Annotated in this window: 14 protein-coding genes and 1 riboswitch; of the genes, 4 read left to right on the forward strand and 10 right to left on the reverse strand. The window is 66.8% G+C overall.

Annotated elements, in window-relative coordinates:
• Positions 1–52: 52 nt before the first annotated feature.
• The 6 genes from gcvP to clsA all read right to left on the reverse strand — a co-directional run bounded on the left by gcvP (position 53) and on the right by clsA (position 6,727).
• Positions 53–2,956 carry an aminomethyl-transferring glycine dehydrogenase gene (gcvP, locus tag JOF55_RS01470; RefSeq protein ID WP_310268366.1) on the reverse strand — a complete coding sequence of 968 codons (2,904 nt, stop codon included), beginning with the start codon at positions 2,954–2,956 and terminating at the stop codon, positions 53–55.
• Between the two features lie 182 nt (positions 2,957–3,138).
• Positions 3,139–3,239: riboswitch (glycine riboswitch) on the reverse strand.
• A 27-nt stretch (positions 3,240–3,266) separates the two neighbouring features.
• Positions 3,267–3,833, reverse strand: coding sequence for a MerR family transcriptional regulator (locus JOF55_RS01475; RefSeq protein WP_310268369.1), 567 nt, complete (start codon positions 3,831–3,833; stop codon positions 3,267–3,269).
• Positions 3,834–4,170: 337 nt separating this feature from the next.
• Entirely contained in the window at positions 4,171–4,647 is a 477-nt protein-coding gene (locus tag JOF55_RS01480) for a bifunctional nuclease family protein (protein WP_114454972.1), read from the reverse strand.
• A gap of 354 nt (positions 4,648–5,001) precedes the next feature.
• Positions 5,002–5,466, reverse strand: coding sequence for a glycogen accumulation regulator GarA (gene garA, locus JOF55_RS01485; protein WP_310268378.1), 465 nt, complete (start codon positions 5,464–5,466; stop codon positions 5,002–5,004).
• 116 nt (positions 5,467–5,582) lie between these two features.
• Positions 5,583–5,966, reverse strand: coding sequence for a glycine cleavage system protein GcvH (gene gcvH / locus JOF55_RS01490; protein ID WP_310268381.1), 384 nt, complete (start codon positions 5,964–5,966; stop codon positions 5,583–5,585).
• Between the two features lie 131 nt (positions 5,967–6,097).
• Positions 6,098–6,727: a cardiolipin synthase ClsA gene (clsA, locus tag JOF55_RS01495; protein WP_374727345.1), complete on the reverse strand. Its 630-nt coding sequence runs from the start codon at positions 6,725–6,727 to the stop codon at positions 6,098–6,100.
• Between the two features lie 1,403 nt (positions 6,728–8,130).
• Here clsA and JOF55_RS01500 point away from each other — a divergent pair.
• Positions 8,131–9,780, forward strand: a complete 1,650-nt coding sequence (locus tag JOF55_RS01500; RefSeq protein ID WP_310268385.1) for a high affinity choline transporter 1 — start codon at positions 8,131–8,133, stop codon at positions 9,778–9,780.
• Between the two features lie 174 nt (positions 9,781–9,954).
• On the opposite strand, the gene JOF55_RS01505 is transcribed toward JOF55_RS01500, so the two are convergent.
• A complete protein-coding gene (locus tag JOF55_RS01505) occupies positions 9,955–11,307 on the reverse strand; it encodes a carboxyl transferase domain-containing protein (RefSeq protein ID WP_310268388.1) in 1,353 nt (450 codons plus the stop codon).
• Positions 11,300–12,778 (reverse strand): acyl-CoA synthetase, encoded by a 1,479-nt coding sequence (locus JOF55_RS01510; protein ID WP_374727346.1) that lies wholly within the window; start codon positions 12,776–12,778, stop codon positions 11,300–11,302. The genes JOF55_RS01505 and JOF55_RS01510 overlap by 8 nt, the downstream gene beginning before the upstream one ends.
• Positions 12,779–12,928: 150 nt before the next feature.
• On the opposite strand from JOF55_RS01510, the gene JOF55_RS01515 reads away from it, so the two are divergent.
• The 3 genes from JOF55_RS01515 to JOF55_RS01525 all read left to right on the forward strand — a co-directional run bounded on the left by JOF55_RS01515 (position 12,929) and on the right by JOF55_RS01525 (position 15,749).
• Complete coding sequence (locus tag JOF55_RS01515) at positions 12,929–13,057, forward strand: hypothetical protein (protein WP_310268394.1); 129 nt, start codon at positions 12,929–12,931, stop codon at positions 13,055–13,057.
• A complete protein-coding gene (locus tag JOF55_RS01520) occupies positions 13,054–13,542 on the forward strand; it encodes a VTT domain-containing protein (RefSeq protein WP_310268396.1) in 489 nt (162 codons plus the stop codon). The genes JOF55_RS01515 and JOF55_RS01520 overlap by 4 nt, the downstream gene beginning before the upstream one ends.
• An 89-nt stretch (positions 13,543–13,631) precedes the next feature.
• Positions 13,632–15,749: a catalase gene (locus JOF55_RS01525; RefSeq protein ID WP_310268398.1), complete on the forward strand. Its 2,118-nt coding sequence runs from the start codon at positions 13,632–13,634 to the stop codon at positions 15,747–15,749.
• A 70-nt stretch (positions 15,750–15,819) separates the two neighbouring features.
• Here the strand turns inward: JOF55_RS01525 and JOF55_RS01530 are convergent, their stop codons facing one another.
• Positions 15,820–17,268: an MFS transporter gene (locus tag JOF55_RS01530; protein WP_310268400.1), complete on the reverse strand. Its 1,449-nt coding sequence runs from the start codon at positions 17,266–17,268 to the stop codon at positions 15,820–15,822.
• A gap of 78 nt (positions 17,269–17,346) precedes the next feature.
• Positions 17,347–18,936: a BCCT family transporter gene (locus JOF55_RS01535; protein ID WP_310268402.1), complete on the reverse strand. Its 1,590-nt coding sequence runs from the start codon at positions 18,934–18,936 to the stop codon at positions 17,347–17,349.
• Between the last annotated feature and the right edge of the window lie 216 nt (positions 18,937–19,152).

The following is a 19,152-nucleotide window of genomic DNA, read 5'->3' on the forward strand; positions in this document are numbered from 1 at the left end:
TCAGGTGAAGTCGCCAACGGTAGTCGACGGGGTCACCGATCGTACCGGCCGGTCACCCTTCGTACGCCGACAGCGGCGGGCAGGAGCACACCAGGTTGCGGTCCCCGCGCGCACCGTCGATCCGCCGGACCGGTGGCCACACCTTGGCCGCATCGGTGCCCATCGGGTAGACGGCCTCCTGACGACCGTAGGCGTGATCCCAGTCCCCCGCCAGCGAGGCAGCGGTATGCGGTGCGTGCACCAGCGGATTGTCGTCGACGGACCAGTGCCCGGCCGCGACCCTGTCCATCTCCGCGCGGATGGCGATCATCGCCTCGCAGAACCGGTCCAGCTCGGCGAGGTTCTCGCTCTCGGTCGGCTCCACCATCAGAGTGCCGGCCACCGGGAACGACATCGTCGGCGCGTGCAGGCCGTAGTCGCACAGCCGCTTGGCGACGTCCTCCACGCTCAGACCGCTGTCCTTGGTGACCTGACGCAGATCGAGGATGCACTCGTGAGCGACGAACCCACCCGAGCCGGTGTAGAGCACCGGGAAGTACTCGTCCAGGCGCCGGGCGACGTAGTTCGCCGAAGCCACGGCGGTCAGTGTCGCGCGACGCAGGCCGTCGGAGCCCATCATCCGGACATAGGCCCACGAGATCGGCAGGATCGACGCACTGCCCCACGGAGCGGCGCTGATCGGCCCCACACCGGTCTCCGGGCCCGCCTCCGGCTGCAGCGGGTGGTTCGGCAGGAACGGCGCCAGATGCGCACCCACGCCGATCGGGCCGACGCCGGGCCCACCGCCGCCGTGCGGAATGCAGAAGGTCTTGTGCAGGTTCAGGTGCGACACATCGGCACCGAACTTGCCCATCCGAGCCAGCCCGATCAGCGCGTTGAGGTTCGCCCCGTCGACATAGACCTGCCCGCCGGCATCGTGCACCATCCCGCAGACGTTCTGCACGGTGTTCTCGTAGACGCCGTGCGTGGACGGGTAGGTGATCATGATGGCGGCGAGGTCGTCGCGGTGTTTCTCGACGAGCTCACTCAGGTGGTCCATCTCGATGTTGCCGGAGTCGTCGCAGCGCACCACGTTCACACGCAGCCCGGCCATCACCGCGCTCGCCGCGTTGGTGCCGTGCGCACTCGCCGGGATCAGGCACACATCGCGCTGCGACTCACCACGGCTGTGGTGGTAGGCGCGGATGGCCAGCAGACCCGCGAACTCGCCCTGACTGCCCGCGTTGGGCTGCAGGCTCACCGCGTCGTAACCGGTGATCTCGGCCAGCCACGACTGCAGATCCTGCACGATCTTCAGCAGCCCCTCGGCGTCCGCTGCGGGCGCGAACGGGTGAATATTGGCGAAGGACGGCCAGGTGATCGGCTCCATCTCGGCAGCCGCGTTGAGCTTCATCGTGCACGAGCCCAGCGGGATCATGCTGCGATCCAGTGCCACATCGGAATCGGAGAGCCTGCGCAGGTAACGCAGCAGCGAGGTCTCCGAGCGGTGCTGGTGGAACACCGGGTGCGTCAGATACTCCGAGCTGCGCCGCAATGCATCGGGCAGCGCGTCCGGAATCGAGGCGTCGAGATCATCGACATCGGCCAGATCGGTACCGGTCAGACCGAAGGCCTGCCACACCTTGGCAAGATGGTCACGGTCGGTCGTCTCGTCACAACTGATGCCGACGTGGTCGGCATCCACACGGCGAAGGTTGACTCCCGAGTCCCGGGCCGCTGCCACGATCTCGTCCGCTCGGCCCGGCACCCGTGTGACAACGGTGTCGAAGAAGCTGTCCCCGAGAACCTCGATCCCGCCATGGCGGAACTGGGCAGCGAGCACGGCGGCCATCCGGTGCGTGCGCGTCGCGATCGCCCGCAGACCGGCCGGACCGTGGTAGACCGCGTACATCGAGGCCACCACGGCCAGCAATACCTGGGCGGTGCAGATGTTGCTGGTGGCTTTCTCCCGGCGAATGTGCTGTTCCCGAGTCTGCAACGCGAGCCGGTAGGCCTGATCGCCATCGGCGTCGACGCTGACCCCGACCAGCCTGCCGGGCAACTGGCGTTCCAGCCCCTTGCGCACTGCCATGTATCCGGCGTGGGGACCGCCGAAGCCCATCGGCACACCGAAGCGCTGGCTGGTGCCCACGACGACGTCCGCGCCGATCTCACCCGGCGCGCGAACCAGTGTCAGTGCGAGCAGGTCGGCCGCGACCACGGCCATCCCACCCCGCTGGTGAATCTCGGAGATGAGCGCTTCGTGATCCCGCAGCACACCCGAGGCCCCCGGGTATGCCAGCAGCGCACCGAAGAACTCACCATCGGGCAGTCCCGCGACGCCCTCGGAGAGATCGGCCACCACGATTTCGATGCCCAGGGGTTCGGCACGCGTTTCGATGACGGAGCGGGTCTGTGGCAGCGTATCGGCGTCCACGACGAAACGCGGCGACTTGGACTTGCCCGCGCGCCGCACCAGGGTCATCCCCTCGGAGGCGGCCGTGGACTCGTCGAGCATCGACGAGTTCGACACGGGCACACCGGTGAGGTCGGCGACCATCGTCTGGAAGTTCAGCAACGCCTCGAGACGTCCCTGGGAAATCTCCGGCTGGTACGGCGTGTAAGCGGTGTACCAGGCAGGGTTTTCGATCACGTTGCGGCGGATCACGGGTGGGGTGATCGTCGGGTAATAGCCCAGGCCGATCATTTCCGTGTGCGGGTGGCAGCGCTGGGCCAGCTCGCGCAGTTCGTCCAGCGACTCGGCTTCGGTGGCCGGCTCCGGCAGCGCCATCCGCAGGTCGCGCTCGCGAATGCCGGCAGGCACAGCGTGCTCACCGAGTTCTTCCAGGGAACCGACACCGATCACGTCCAGCATCCGGGCCAGCTCTGCAGGCATCGGTCCGACATGGCGATCGGCGAACGGAGTCCCGTGCTCGAGAGCGGCGAGCGGAATGCGGTCATTGGTCACGTCGGTCATCGCCCAACCTCCATCATCGCGGGCATTGCAGCCAGGGGCAGGCAGCACTCGCGGAAGTACTGCCCTCCCCCTCTGTCAATGTCCGCGAAGCGGACGCCTGAGAGCTTCACTCGGCGTGGCCGAGCTTGCACCGTCGGCGGGGCCTGTCACCCGGTGGGGACCGACCCTCTTTCCAGAGGTATCTCGCCCGTACGGTCCATAGGCCTGAGAGGTTGTCGGGGAAGGTTGCTCCTTCGGCGCCGCTCCGACTGGCAGCCGAAGCGAACTCTCCCGTACGGGGTCTGCGACTCCCCGAAGCCTACCTGATAGCTCAGCCCGTTTGGCGATCGCGACGGCGTCTGGAGAGTTCGTCCTCTGCTCCGTCGAGCTGTTCGGCGCTGTCCGCCCGCTCGGCGGGGAACTCGTGAATCGTTCCAGTGATCTCGCGCATGGCACCGCTGACCGCGATGCCGAACACGCCCTGGCCACCCTGCAGCAGGTCCACCACCTCTTCGGCGGAGGTGCACTCATAGACCGTCGTACCGTCGCTGAACAGGGTGATCCCGGCCAGGTCACGGACTCCGCGGTGCCGGAGATGGTCCACCGCAACGCGAATGTTGTGCAGCGAGACCCCGGTGTCCAGCAGTCGTTTGACGACCTTGAGCACCAGTATGTCCTTGAACGAGTACAGCCGCTGCGAGCCGGAGCCTTCCGCGAGCCTGATCGACGGACCGACCAGTTTTGTGCGCGCCCAGTAGTCGAGTTGCCGATAGGTGATGCCCGCGATCTGACAGGCGGCCGGACCGCGGTAACCGACCAGCTCATCCGGCAGCGAGGCGTCCGGAAACAGTTCTCCCTGCTCCACCGCAGCATCCCGGTCGGGTGCTTGCTCAACCACGCCTGCCTCCCCTCGACCGGCGTCCAGCCGGCGACCACCAGACCCCGGGTAGACCGCAATCCGGGGATGCCACCTGTCCGAGCATCGGATTCACCGTGCCGTATTCACTGCCTCGTCGAATTCACTGCCTCGAGCTCATCGCGTGGGTCCATACTGCCACCGACAGCACATCAGAGCACATTGCGTGACTTCGACGATAAGCTCGGGCCAGGAGGCGGTCAACGCGACGCGCGGGCGGTCGTACGGCCGCCCGCGCCCGGCAACTTCCCGTCATCGAAGGCCGCCTTCGGCTCCCGAGGTCCGAAGAGGACCCGTGGTGGTGCCGCGGCCGACCAGGTCAGGTGTCGGCCCCCCGGAAATCCTCCGGCGACACCGAGTCCAGGAATTCCTTGAACTTCTCGACCTCGTCCTCCTGCTCATCCGGAATGAGCAATCCGGCCTCGTCCAGCACGGATTCGTCAGCGTGGATCGGCACCCCGATCCGCAGCGCGAGAGCCACCGAGTCACTCGGCCGTGCCGATACCCGCACGTCCCCGTCGAAGACGAGTTCGGCGAAGAACGTGCCCTCCTGGAGATCGGTGACTCGCACCTGCTCCAGGTCACGCCCGAGCGCTCCGATCACGTCCTTGAGCAGATCATGAGTCAATGGCCGCGCAGGCCGTACACCCTGCTGTTCCAGTGCGATGGCCGTCGCCTCCACCGATCCGATCCAGATCGGCAAGTAACGCTCACCTTCGGTCTCCCGCAACAGTAGGATCGGCTGGTTGGCTGGTAGTTCCACACGCACGCCGACGACGCGCATTTCGCTGCTCATCGTCCAATCGCCTCCTCCAGCGCGTCGAAGCGTGACATCCCTGTCGAGGATCGCGCACCGACGCCTTCGACGCTACCCGCGATACGGCGGAGACACCCAACATCGGCCACCGCCAACCGCGCCATTCCCATTCTGTGGGCCACGAAACCCCTACCGAGCGCTGTCCGTCCCGGCAGGCGCAGTCCCCCGCACGATACACCGCTTCCTCCGGACAGAGCCCCAAAGGGAGACCGCCGGGACAAAGCCCGAATCGGCAATATCGGGGCAGGTCACCGCACCCGGCCCTGTTCCCCGTTCATCAACAGTCGGGGGCGGTGCCGTCCGACACCGCCCCCCGCTCGATCCCCCAACTCGTTACCGGGGGCCCGTGTCCCCGTCGACCGGTCCGGTCAGAAACACCAAGCGGAACTTGCCGATCTGTACCTCATCGCCGTTGGCCAGAACCGAGGTATCCACCGGTTCCCGGTTGACATACGTGCCGTTGAGGCTGCCGACGTCGACAACGACGTAGTCGTTGCCCTCCCGCCGGAACTCGGCATGCCTGCGGGATACCGTGACATCGTCCAGGAAGATGTCGCTGTCGGGGTGACGTCCGGAGCTGGTGGTCTCCCGGTCGAGCAGGAAGCGCGACCCCGCGTTCGGGCCACGCTTGACCACCAGCAGGGCGGACCCGGCGGGCAGCGAATCGACCCCGGACGCGGCAGGCTCCGAGGACGCGCTCTCGGTATTTTCCTGCTCCGAGAGGAAGGGCCTGAAGACCGAGGTGGTCTCCGAGGACTGCTCCGGCGGTACGTCGCCGGGCCCGTCGTTCGTGCTCACCTGAGCTCTCCTCTAAGCGGATGGGTCGTGCCAGTGTCACCCAACGTACCGTGTCGGGGACCGTGCCGGACGTGCGACTCCCAATATCGACTCCCGGATTCCCCCCGGAAGGAAGATCATCCCTGGTCGATCAATTGCCGGTAGGCTGCCTCGTCGAGCAACCGCTCCAATGCGGCGGGATCGGCCAGCCGGATATCGACCATCCACCCGTCGTCACGTGGCTGTGAGTTGACCAGCTCGGGTTGGCTGTCGAGTTGCTCGTTTCGGGCAACAACCTCACCCGCGACAGGTGCGTAGAGGTCCGAGACGCTCTTGGTCGACTCGACCTCGCCCATCGTGGCACCCTCCGCCACCTGCTCGCCCACATCGGGCAACTGCACGAACACCACGTCCCCGAGCTGCTGCTGGGCATAATCGGTAATGCCGATCCGCACGACGTCGTCGCCGGTGGGTGACACCCACTCGTGCTCCTGGGTGTACCTGGTTCCTTCCGAGGTCACCTGGGTTCCACCTTCCTCGTCTGACTCGTCGGATCCCGTCACGGCAGAGCTCATGCAACGGGATGGATCAGCCTATTGGCTGTGCTGTCCACATCGCAAGATATTCCACCCGGTCGTGCCGACGGGCTTCATCAGGCGCGGCCGAACCGGCCGGACCGGCCACGGTGGGTGTGCGCCACCCGTACCGCGGCGATCACCTGAACCAGGTACAGCACCCCTGCCCAGAGATACAGTGCCCCGCCCCAGCACGTGAAGGCGTAGGCGACCGGCCGGACAACGGCGTCGAAGGAGAAGTCACCCTGCACGAGCAGCAACAGCGGAAAGGCGTACATCAGGCAGAACGTCGCCGCCTTGCCGAGATAGTGGACATCGGGTGGTTCATAACCGTGGTAGCGCAGGACCGGCAGGCACAGGGTCAGCACCACATCCCGGGCGATGAGCGCGGTCGCGGCCCACCAGGGAACGACGCCGCGCAGGACGAAGGCGAACAGAGTCGCGATGATGTAAAGACGGTCGGCTGCCGGATCCAGCAGCTGACCGAGGCGGCTGTACTGACCGAGCCACCGTGCGAGCTTGCCGTCCAGCCAGTCGGTAATGCCGCTGGCCACCAGCACAAGCAGCGCGAGAAGGTCGGAGTGCGGCCCGAGCAGCAGCCACAGAAACAGCGGGACCCCGGCAAGCCGGAGCACGCTGAGCAGGTTCGGCAGCGTCCACCACGGGTCGTCCCAGACCCCGGCTGCGGCTTCCTTGATCCGCGCCAGCCCCGGGTCGGGTTCATGATCGAACGCCCGTTCCGCTGCGGACCGATCTGCAGGATTCCCCGTGGCAGCGGTTCGATCGGGAGTGCCGTCGGCATCCTGCACCACGAGCGCCTCCCCTGAACCATTGTGCGACCGCTCCCGCCCGGGCCGGCTCACGCCGGCGGGCACCCCTCCCCGTGTGGGACCCAACCCGGGTAGGACCACACCGTGCCCGCTTTGCGTTCAGGATCCCACATGGCAGTTCAGCACGATCGCGGCGCCCGCGTCAGTTCCGAGGATGGCTCCATCCCCTGCGTTCGAGTTCGGCATCGGTCAGAAAGAGCGGGCGACCCCGATCGTCGACGCCCGCCCAGAGCGAGCGACCGCCCACTCCTTCAAGTACGTACGAGTGACCACCGCTCCACACCACGCTGCACGGTGTGGTCGGCAGTTCCGCACCCCTTCGGCAGCTGTCCGAATGGGCCGCTGCCGAGTGCGTTTCCGTGTGCATCAGTGGTAGCACCTCCGTTCCGGCTGCCGGCCTGAGCGCCTTGCCGCTACCCGCCCCGGCGACATTCCCTGACCGAATTGTGTGTGACCGAAGCCACTGTGTCGCGCTGCGTCGCCTCCGAAGCGCTCGGCGGCTCTTACCGTGCGCCGAACCGCCCACCACCGAAAGCCGCGCGCACAGCGCAGCAGCACAACCGCCAACCACTCGTCCACAACCACTCGTCCACTCGTCGAGCCGACCCGTCACCGGACTCCGGGCCGCGCTCTCCCCTTCCGGCAACGACGGATTCGGGGTGAGGTCTTCCCGTGTCGGTTTCCGCACATCGATTTCATCGCGTCGATTTCGCCCTGCCGTTGTCGTGTCGCCGTCCTCCGCGCCCGCCGAGGTTCCCGCCGACCGCGAAGAAATCGGACTTTCCCGAAGAAGTCGAAACGGATTTTCAGGCATTCCGGAGCACCTTGTCCGAGCGCGAATATCGACTTTTCCCGACTCCCCGCAATCGGCCGGAAACCCATTGTCGACCACTCCGGAGCCATCGGTAGTTACTCAGCGCAGTAATCGCCAGCCGAGAGGTGACACCGATAACAAACGCACCGTGACCGTCCTCTCTGCGACGGAGTCGCGACCCCTTCCTCGCCTGCCGCCGCAACCACCCGCTCAACAGCGCCGTGAACTGCGGTTTTTCCTTGACTTTGGCGCACCGGCACACCACTGCCCCGCTATCCACCCGGGCAGATCGCATGGCCGCTCCGTTACCTTTACGTAACTAGTACATCTGTACATCTACGCTTTCCGTGGTTATGGTCCTCAACTGCTCTGACGATAAGACGGAAGGACGAACGTGCCTGCGGAAAGAGACACGAACACCGAACCGACAGAGCGATCATCCGGTTCCGGGCGAAACACCGGCGGCATGCTGAAGATCGGCGTCTTCGTCGTCGTACTCGGGCTCGCCCTGAGCTACGTTGCCATCGCACAACCCCAGGTGTCCTGGCCCGGGTTGATCGCGATGCTGGTGTTCTACGCCCTGTTCTACTGGCTGGGTGCCTTCGTCGCCGCCCGACGCGCCAGTGGACTGGCCGGCACCATGGTTGCCGGCCGAAACATGCCGCTGTGGATCGGCGTGTTCACCATGACGGCCACCTGGGTGGGTGGTGGCTACATCAGCGGTACGACCGAGGCCACCTTCTCCAGCGGCCTCGCCTGGGCACAGGCGCCCTGGGGTTACGCGTTGAGCCTGCTCATCGGCGGTCTGTTCTTCGCCAAGAAGATGCGGCGCGGCCGATTCACCACGATGCTGGACCCGATCGACATCCGGTTCGGCAAGCGCGCCGCGGGTCTGGGTGCAATTCCCGCCGTGCTCGGCGAGATCTTCTGGACCGGCGCGATCCTCACCGCGCTGGGCACCACGTTCGGCACGATCATCGGGCTGGACTTCAACGTCGCCATCATCCTGTCGGCTGCCATCGCCGTGGCCTACACCGTGGTCGGTGGCATGTGGTCGGTGGCCATCACCGATGTCGTGCAGATCGTGGTGATCTTCATCGGTCTCGCCGTGGCGATCCCGTTCGCCGCGGCCAGCGTCGGCGGACTGGGCGGTGCCTGGTCGAACTACACCATGGACTTCGAGTCCTACGCCGCGCTGTTCCCACCGCTGACCGGGTGGGATGACCCGGCCTGGGGCCACGCCTACTGGAACTGGTGGGACTCCGGCCTGTTGCTGGTCTTCGGGGGCATCCCGTGGCAGGTCTACTTCCAGCGTGTCCTGTCGGCGCGTACTCCGGAGGTCGCCCGGCGCCTGTCCATCGGTGCGAGCGTGGTGGCCGTCCTCGCCGCCGTGCCTCCGGTGCTGATCGGCGTGATCGCCACAGCGGCCAACTTCCAGGCCGAGGGCGCTCCGCCGCTGGAGAACCCGTCGTTGGCGTTGCCCTATGTGCTGCGCTATCTCCTGCCCACCGCCGTGTCCGCGCTCGGCCTCGGTGCCCTGGCGGCAGCGGTCATGTCCAGCGTGGATTCCTCGGTGCTGTCCGCGTCGTCGGTGGCCGGGTGGAACGTCTACCGCCGTCTGCTCCGCCCGAACGCGGAAGCGCAGCAGGTGCAGAAGACGATCCGCCGCCTGATCGTGGTGATCGGCGCGGCGGCGACCATCCTGGCGCTCAACGTCGCCAGCGTCTACCAGCTGTGGTACCTGGCCAGTGACCTGATCTACGTACTGCTGTTCCCGATGCTGGTGTGCGCCTTGTTCGTGCCGTTCGCCAACCGAATCGGGGCGATCTCCGGCTTCCTGGTCGGACTCTTCTTGCGGCTTTCCGGCGGCTCGCCGGTTTTCGGGTTGGAGCCGTTCCTGCCCTGGCCATGGTACGAGGACGGATCGGTGCTCTTCCCGTTCCGCACGGTCTCGATGGTCGCCGGTCTTCTCACGATTCTGGTGGTGTCCTGGCTGACACGGCGAGTCAACTCGCCGGTTTCGATGGCCGCGCTGGAGCCCGACACGGCCGAGCGCCGGGCATGGGGTCAGGATCTCGTCCAGGAGGAGGAGAAGAAGGAGCGCCAACCCGCGTAGGGTGCGGGAGAGGTGTGCAGGACGGCATGGGTGGTTGTGGAACCGACGTCCCCTCGCGGCGCCGCAACCACCATGTCGAAGACCACGTCCCCGGAACGCCCCGGGGGTCCGCCGGAGAGCGATACCGGCGGCCCCGGGCAATTCTTTCCGGGGACTTCCGCACGGGCGCCGCGCCTACCGGTCCGGCGAGGCGATACCGCGCACGAATCCCAGCTCCAGCAGGTCCTGCGGTCGCAACCGCAACCCGGCGGCCACCTCGGCGACGTGTTCGCGGCCGCGCTTGAGGATCGCGGCACCGGATTCCGGTGCGATAACCGCGAAGTAGGCATCCGGGGTGATCCAGGTCCGCTCCGGCGCGGCCAGAGCCAGGGCACCGCCCGAGCCGCCCTCACCGATCACCAGTGTCGTGATCGGAACCGTGGCTTCGGCAACGGCCGTGAACAGCTCGGCGATGGCCGGGCCGACGCCCGCACGCTCCGACTCCGCGGTATTGGCGGCACCGGGAGTGTCCACCAGCGTCAGCACGGCCAACCCGAGCCGGCACGCCAGCCGGATGGCCCTTCCGGCCGTACGGAAACCGGCCGGGGTGGTGGCCGTCCCCGTCTGCGCGGCGTACACGATCGTTCGCCCGTGATGCTCACCGAGTCCGCACCACATCCCCGCGTCGGTGCCGCCTGTCCGGTCACCGGCGATCGAAAAGCGCGTTGTGAAGTAGCTGTCCAGGTACGCGCTCGCCCGGGGCCGCGTCTCCGCTCTGGCCCGTTGCACAGCAGCCCAGCCGCTGTCCGGGAGGTCTTCCTGCCCGAGCGCGGCAGGGACCTCCGCGGGTTCGGGCGAGGGGTTCAGTCGAGCCGGATCGAGCAGCTCCAGCGCCGTGGCCAGCACGTCGGCGAGCTCGGAATCCTCGACCAGAAGATCGGCTTGGCCTGTCGAAAGCTTGCCTTCCGCGGTGAAGGCCGTGTCATCCGGATCGTCCTGGTGGCGAACACGGCTTCCTCCGAAAGCCACCGCGGCCGCCGGTGCGGCAAGGACAAGGTCGGCTCCCGCTGCCAGCGACGCCCACATCCCGCCCGTCGTCGGGTTCCGCAGCACGGTGATGTGCGGCAATCCGGCCTGCCGGGTCAACAGGCACGCCCGGGTGATGTGCTGAAGTTGCCGGAGGGCACAGATGCCCTCCTGGATCCGGCTCCCACCGGAAGCCACCAGTGACACCACCGGAAGACCGAGTTCCCGTGCCCGGGCGAACGCCGCCACGATGCGCGCACCCGCATCCTGACCCACGGACCCCCCGAGAAAACCGAACTCGAACGCGATCAGCACCGCCTGCTGCGCGCCGATCCATGCGTGACCGCACACCACCGACTCGTCGGTACCGGTGCGCCTGCGAGCGAGGGAACGCTGATCGTCATAGCCCGTCCACTCCAGTGGACCATCCCGTCCGGCCTCGGTGACCGGCTCGGGCCGCCACTCCCGGAACCGTGTGCAAACCTGTTCGATCAGGGGGCGGGCGCCGATCCGGTCAACCATGGTCGGCCCGGGCGGAGGCGCCGCGGTCGGCCAGGGCCTTTTTCATGACCTTGCCCATTTCGTTGCGCGGAAGCTCCCGGACGAAGCGCACCATGCGCGGGCGTTTGTGCGGGGTGAGGAGATCGGCCACGTGGTGGGCGAGAGTCTCCTCGTCGGCGGTTCTCCCCTCGGCGGCCACGACCCATGCCACGATCCGTTCTCCGAGATCGGCATCCGGCTCACCGGTCACGGCGACTTCGGCCACCGCCGGGTGTTCCAGCAGCACGTTTTCGATCTCACCCGCACCGATCTTGTATCCGCCGCTTTTGATGATGTCGGTGGCCTTGCGTCCGACGATGCGGATATAGCCGTCGGCGGCGCGAGTGGCCATGTCGCCGGTTCGGAACCAGCCGTCGGTGAACGCCTCGGCAGTGGCCTCCGGACGGTGCAGGTACTCGGTGAACAGGTTCGAGCCGCGTACGAGGATTTCACCGACCGTGTCGTCGTCCCGGGTGGTGATGTCGTGCCCTTGTTCGTCGACAAGTTTGAGTTCCACACCGTCGAACGGCCTTCCCACGTACCCCGGCCTGCGATCCTCCCAGGCGCGCACACCGCAGTTCATGATCGTCTCGCTCATGCCGTATCGCTCGACGACCTGCTGACCGGTCAGGCGCGCGATCCGCTGATGTTCGACCGCGGGCAGGGGCGCCGATCCGGACACCAGTAGCCGGGCCCTGCCCACGGCCCGCGCGATGGCCGGATCGTTCTCGGCGTCATCGGCGAGCCGCCGATACATGGTCGGAACACCGAACAGCATCGTGGCCGGGCCGGCGAGTGCCTCGGCCACGGCCCGCGTGGAGAACGTGCCGAGGTGGTGCACGCAACCCCCCAGCCGTAACGGCCCGAGGACACCGAGGATCAATCCGTGCACGTGGAACAACGGCAGCGCATGCGTGAGCACGTCCCGACCGGTCCACTCCCACGCTTCGGCCACGGCATCCAGATTGGATCGGATCGCCCGCCGCGGCAGTACCACACCCTTCGGGGCGCCCGTGGTACCCGAGGTGTAAATGACCAAGGCCGGGGACTCGCCGGAGGGTTCGTCTGCAAGATCGATGCGTCCCTGCTCGGAATCGGCCATGAGCTCCACCGTGTGCAGGGAAACCGATGCGAGCGCTTCCGCAGGGGCGACTCCCGGTTCGGCCAGGAGCAGCTCCGGCTCGCTGTCGGCGACGATGTGCTCGAGCTCGCGCCGCCCCAACTTCGGGTTGATCGGAACCACCGCCGCGCCCGCGCACAAGGCTCCGACCACGGCGACGCACGTCTCCACGCTCGGCGTGGCCCACACCGCGACACGCCGGGACGACCCGACGCGGTCGGCAATACCCGATGCGGCCGTGGCGAGCGCGGTATAGCTCAGCACGCGCTCACCGAACCGGATCGCCTCCTGCTCGTCCGGTTCACGCAACTTCGGCAGTAGCGACTCGCCCATACCGCTCACCTCCGTGTTGTTGATGACATCGGCCCGGATTCCGTCCGTGGCGAGTGCCCACCACACCACAGCAGCCACCACGAGCACCCACACCGTGCGCAACGGCACCTCTCGGTCACTCGAATCCAGGCTTCACCATCGCAGGATGCCGTGGTCATTCCCGGTATCCTCGAGCAGGCACTCGTCCCCACCCCACCGGAGTTCGCCTCGATGCTCGCTCGCCTTCCGTCCGTGCTCGGGCGGCAATTCCCCATCCCGGCGAGCGGCTACACCCGATGACCAGCTGGCTGATGGCCACCGTGGGCACCGCCGCTCTCGGCAGTGTCTTCCCGGTGATCAATATCGAGCTCTACCTGCTCGGGGTGGTCTCCACCGTCGATGGCGTGTCCTGGTGGGCACTCGCGCTGGCTGCCACCGTCGGCCAGTTGGCGGGCAAGATGCTGTTCTTTCTGGCCGGGCGAGGAAGCATCACCCTCGGTAGACGGCTCGGCAACAGAGCCAGGGCCGAGCGGGACGGTCGCTGGACCTTGTGGCTGGAAAAGTTCCACGGCAAGGCGCGCGAGCGCCCGTGGTGGGGGCTGAGCGTGTTGTTCCTCGGTGCGGTCGTCGGTCTCCCGCCCTTCACCCTGATGTGTTTGGTCTCGGGTGCCACCGGGATGGCCTGGATCAGTTTTCTCGGCGTGAGCTTCGCGGGCCGTTCCCTGCGCTTCCTGCTCATAGCGGGGGCTCCCGAACTGCTGCAGCACCTTCCCGCCTTCGGCTGAGCGCCAATCGCGTCCGTACGGCACGCATAACCGCCGCACGCGGCGGGAACCCGGAAATCGGCAGGTGTCCGCCGTATCCGGAGGTTGTCATGACGTCGCGTTCCCAGCCCAACGACAAGCACGAACAGCTCGACCACGAGCGCAAGGATCCGCAGGACACTTACCTCACCACACAGCAGGGTGTCCGGATCGACCACACCGACGACGCCCTCACCGTGGGCGAGCGCGGCCCCACGCTGCTGGAGGACTTCCACAATCGCGAAAAGATCATGCACTTCGACCACGAGCGCATCCCGGAACGGGTCGTGCACGCTCGGGGCTCGGGTGCCTACGGTTTCTTCCAGCCCTACAGCGGGTGGCTCTCGGACTACACCGCCGCGCGGTTCCTGACCGACCCGCAGGAGCAGACGCCGGTGTTCGTGCGGTTTTCCACCGTGCAGGGCTCCAAGGGGTCCAACGACACCGTGCGCGACGTACGCGGGTTCGCGACCAAGTTCTACACCAGCCAGGGCAACTACGATCTCGTCGGCAACAACATGCCGGTGTTCTTCATTCAGGACGGGATCAAGTTCCCCGACTTCGTGCACGCGGTGAAGCCGGAACCCGACACCGGGATCCCGCAGGGAGCCTCGGCACACGACACGCTGTGGGACTTCGTGCAACTGCAGCCCGAGACGATGCACATGATGATGTGGCTGATGTCGGACCGTGCGCTTCCCCGCAGCTACCGGATGATGCAGGGATTCGGGGTGCACACCTTCCGGTTCGTCAATGCCGAGGGCAGGGGAACGTTCGTCAAGTTCCACTGGAAACCCATGCTCGGCACGCACTCGCTGGTCTGGGACGAGACCCAGAAGGCAGCGGGCAAGAACTCCGACTACAACCGTCAGGATCTGTGGGAGACCATCGCCAACGGCGACTACCCCGAGTGGGAGCTCGGCGTCCAGCTCGTCGACGAGTCCCGCGAGTTCGAGTTCGACTTCGATCTGCTCGATGCCACCAAGATCATCCCCGAGGAGGAGGTCCCGGTCCAGCCGGTCGGCAAGCTCACGCTCAACCGCAACCCGGACAACTTCTTCGCCGAGACCGAACAGATCGCCTTCCACACGGCCAACGTCGTGCCGGGTATCGACTTCACCAACGATCCACTGCTGCAGGCGCGCAACTTCTCCTACCTCGACACACAACTGATCCGGCTGGGCGGGCCGAACTTCGCGCACCTGCCGGTGAACCGTCCCGTCGCCGACGTCTCCAACCACCAGCGCGACGGCTTCCACCAGACGCGGATACACACCAGCAAGGCGGCGTATCACAAGAACAGCCTCTCCGGGGGATGCCCCGCGCTCGCCGGTGACCAGGAAGTGTTCCGGCACTACCAGGAAAAGGTCGAGGGCGCCAAGATCAGCAAGCGCAGCGAGAGCTTCGCGGATCACTACAGCCAGGCCACCCTGTTCTGGAACAGCATGGCCCACTGGGAAAAGGACCACATCATCGCCGCGTTCCGGTTCGAACTGGGCAAGGTCGAGCACACCCACATCCGCGAGGGAGTCGTCGAGCACCTCAACCACGTCGATCACGATCTGGCCGTCGCGGTCGCCCAGGGCATCGGGGTCACGCCTCCCGCCGAGGCCGCGCGCACCAACCACGGCCGCAGCTCGCCGGCGCTGAGCCAGTCGAACTCGGTCAAAGACACCATCGCCACCCGCCAGGTGGCCGTGCTCGTCGCCGACGGGGTCGACGCAGGCGAGGTGGAGCAGATCAAGCAGGAACTGAGCGAACGAGGAGCAGTCCCCCAGGTCCTGAGCCTGCGGGGCGGTTCGGTACAGGCCGACGGATCCGGACACGTGACGGTCAACGCACGCATCGACACCGTGGCGTCGGTACTGTTCGATGCGGTCATCGTTCCGGGCAGCAGCGAGAGCGTGCAGGCTCTGTCCAGCGACGGCTACAGCGTGCACTTCGTCACCGAGGCCTACAAGCACTTCAAGCCCGTGGCCGCCAGCCAGGAGGGCGTGGCGCTGCTCCAGCGGGCCGGGGTCAACGGGGTGCGCCACGCCGATGAGACGCAGCAGGTCGTGACCGACCAGGGCGTCGTCACGGCCACGGGCACCGACGGATCGCTGCCTTCGGACTTCATCGAGCAGTTCGCCTCGGTCCTGGCAGGACACCGCGTATGGGAGCGCGACACCAGCCACATCCCCGCGTGAGGAGCGCAAGCAGGGCGCGGGCCACCTCTTTGCCGGAATCGGAAAAAGGTGTCCCGCGCCCTGCTTGCGTTCAGCCGGTCGAACTTCGCCGCCGGCGCCGTCCGCCGACGACGAGCTCGGCCAGCCCCACCAACAGGGCCGCACCGACGAACGAGACGGAGGCGACCAGACCGGTCGAAATCGCGTCCCCGTAATCACCACCGGAGAGCTGTCCGAAGAAGAGCCCCGAGGCGGTGGCGATACCGAGGGCGGACCCGATGCGCTGGCCGGTCTGCTGGACGCCCGCTGCCGTACTGCCGTGTGCCACGTCGACCTCACTGAGTGTCACGGTCTGATTCGGCGAGATCACCAGACCGCTGCCGATGCCCGCGACCAGCAACGGCGGCGCGACGATCAGGCCCGCCTTCATGCCGACTCCGCTTGCCAGCAGGAGATCGGTCGTCAGCAGCCCCGCCAGCGCAGCCGACAGCCCCACCAGAACCACTCTGCGCCCGAAGCGGTGCACGACTCGGCCGCCGAACACCGCCGAGACCGCCGAGCCCACCGCGAACGGGGTCAGCGCCAGACCGGCCTGCAGTGCGGTGTAGCCCAGTCCGCGCTGGAAGTACACGGCCAGTACGAAGAAAATACTGGTGAATCCGGCGAAGTAGAGCAGCCCGAGGGCGGAACCGACGGCGTAGCTGCCGACTGTGAACAGCCGCAGGTCGACCAGGGGCGTGCAGCCCCGCAACCGATATCGGTGCTCCCAGAACACGAACAGCCCGAGCAGTACCGGAGCCGGGGCCAGCAGGTACCAACCGACGCTCACGCCGCCTTCACCGGCCACGAGAGGAAGCAGCAGGCACACCATGCCCGTGCCCAGCAGCAGCATGCCGACGATGTCCACGCTGCGCGACCGGCGCCGGGATACCTCGCGAGGCAGTAAACGCCAGGCGAACAGCACACCCATCAGACCGAACGGCAGGTTGACGAGAAACACCCAGCGCCAGCCTTGTTCGGCTCCGGCCAACTGGATGATCACTCCGCCCAGCAGCGGTCCGATCGCGGTGGAGATCCCCACTACCACACCGAACAGTCCGAACGCTTTGCCGCGCTCGTGGCCGCGGAAGTGCTGCTGGATGAGGCCGAGCACCTGCGGGTTGAGCAGACCTCCGGCCATCCCTTGCAGCAACCGGGCGACAACCAACCATGCCGGAGTGAGGGCGGTCCCGGCCAGTGCGCTGGCCCCGGTGAACGCGAGGAGCGCGATCATGAACATCCTACCCCGGCCGTGCTCGTCACCGAGTTTGCCCGAGGGCACCAGAACGAGGCCGAAGGTCAGTGCATATCCGGAAACCACCCAGGACAGTGCGGCGGGGGATGCCTCGAGTCCTTGCTGGATCGAGGGCAGTGCCACGTTGACGATGCTCACATCGAGCAAGGTCATGAAGCCGGCGACCAGACAGAGTGCCAGCACGTGCCAGCGGTTGGCCGCTGCCCGGTCGCCGGCTCGTGTCGAGCCGGACGCTGGCTCCGTCACGTTCACCTCGCCTGCCGAGTTCCGAGTCCGTCGAACTCAGCTCAACATGGTGACTCGACGGTCGCCACATCCGGTGGGTCACGTCGCAGACGACGTCCCGATGGGTTCGGAGCTCGAGCCCACGATCGCGGAGTGCTCCTCGGGTGCGGGGCCGGCGTCCTTCGGACCCGCCTCCTCCGGCGGCTTCTTCCCGGCCGCTGCGTCGGCGAGCAACCACCGCCGGAAGGAGACCATCACCATGGCCAGCACGAAGATCAACGGGAACGCGGTGATGATGGACAAGGTCTGCAGGGCTTCGAGTCCACCCGCGTACATCAGGATGAGCGAGACACCGGCCAGCACGGCCGCCCAGAACACGCGGTGCCACCGCGCGGGGTCGGTGCCTCGGGGCAGCTCCCGTGAGGCCACCGCCGCCATCGTGTACGCCGACGAGTCCAACGTGGTCGCCAGGAATACGAGCACCAGCACGACGAAGATCGTCAGTGCGGCGGTTCCCAGCGGCAGGCTCGACAGCGTCGCCATGATCGCCGCAGTGTCCCCCTGGGACCGCACGATATCGGCCACCGGCACCAGATTGCTGATCTCGTAGTACAGAGCGGTGTTGCCCAGCAGTGCGAAGGACAACCAGCAACCGGCGCTGCCCGCCAGGCACATCCCGGCGATCATCCCGCGGATCGTGCGTCCCTTGGAGATCTTGGCCACGAACAGGCCGACGAACGGAGCATAGGAAATCCACCAGCCCCAGTAGAAGACCGTCCAGTCCTCTTCGAAGCCGGAACCACCCACCGGGTCGGTGTAGAAACTCATTTCCACGAAGTTCTGCAGCAGGATGCCGACACTGTTGGTGAACGTGTCGATCATGAACACGGTCGGGCCGACCACGAGCAGGAAGGCCCCCAGCGCGAATGCGAGCCAGATGTTGAAGTCGGCGAGGCGCTTGAGTCCCCTCTGCAGACCGAGGAAGACACTCGCGCCGAACAGCACCGTCCAGACCACCACGACCCCGACGTCGAGAAGCGCGCCCTTGTTCAGCGGCGTCAGCACGGCGAGGCCGTCGGAGACCACCGGAACCTCCAGTCCCAGCGAGGTGCCCGCCGCCCCGACGAGGCCGAAGATGAACAGCACGTCGATCATCCGGCCGAGCCAGCCGTCGGCCCGGTCGCCGATGACACCGCGGCAGGCATCGCTCAACCGCAGCGTCCGTTGCTTGCGCACGTGGTAGACGTAGGCCAACGCGAGTGCGGGCAGGCAGAACAGGCCCCACGCGGTGAAACCCCAGTGGAACATCGGATAGGTCGCGGCCCAGTGCGCGGCCTCCACGCTCCGCGGGGCCATCCCCATCGGCGGGTCGTTGTAGTAGTGCGCCCATTCGATGACGCCCCAGTACATGATTCCGCCGCCGATGGCCGAGGTGAAGATCATCGCCATCCAGCTCAGCGTGGAGAACTCCGGCTTGTCACCGGGCTCGCCGAACTTCACCCGCCCGTAGCGGCTGCAGGCCAGCCAGATCAGGAAACCGAAGACCGCCACGGCGAACCACAGGTACAACCACCCGAATTTCCCCGTCAGCAGTCCCAGCACCGCGTCCAGCACCTGCTTGCCGCGTTGCGGCGCGATCATCACCGGAACGCAGATGACCGCCACCAGCAGCAGCGAGAACCAGAACACCCGTTTGTCGATTCGGACATTGCCGGTTGTGACACCGATTACGGAAGCACCTCCAAGGTTCGGCGATGGGGCCGTTCGGCCGTTTCCCATCGCTACGGCAGGCACGTGCAGGGCTCGGGCGGCGAACCTTGCCGGATCCATCCGGGGCCGCCCTGGCAGGCAGGGTCGCCTCAGTGCGGGCGCTCCTCGGCGAACAGCACCGCGCGACTATTGCGA

It is taken from the genome of Haloactinomyces albus (genome assembly GCF_031458135.1).
Lineage (GTDB): Bacteria > Actinomycetota > Actinomycetes > Mycobacteriales > Pseudonocardiaceae > Haloactinomyces > Haloactinomyces albus.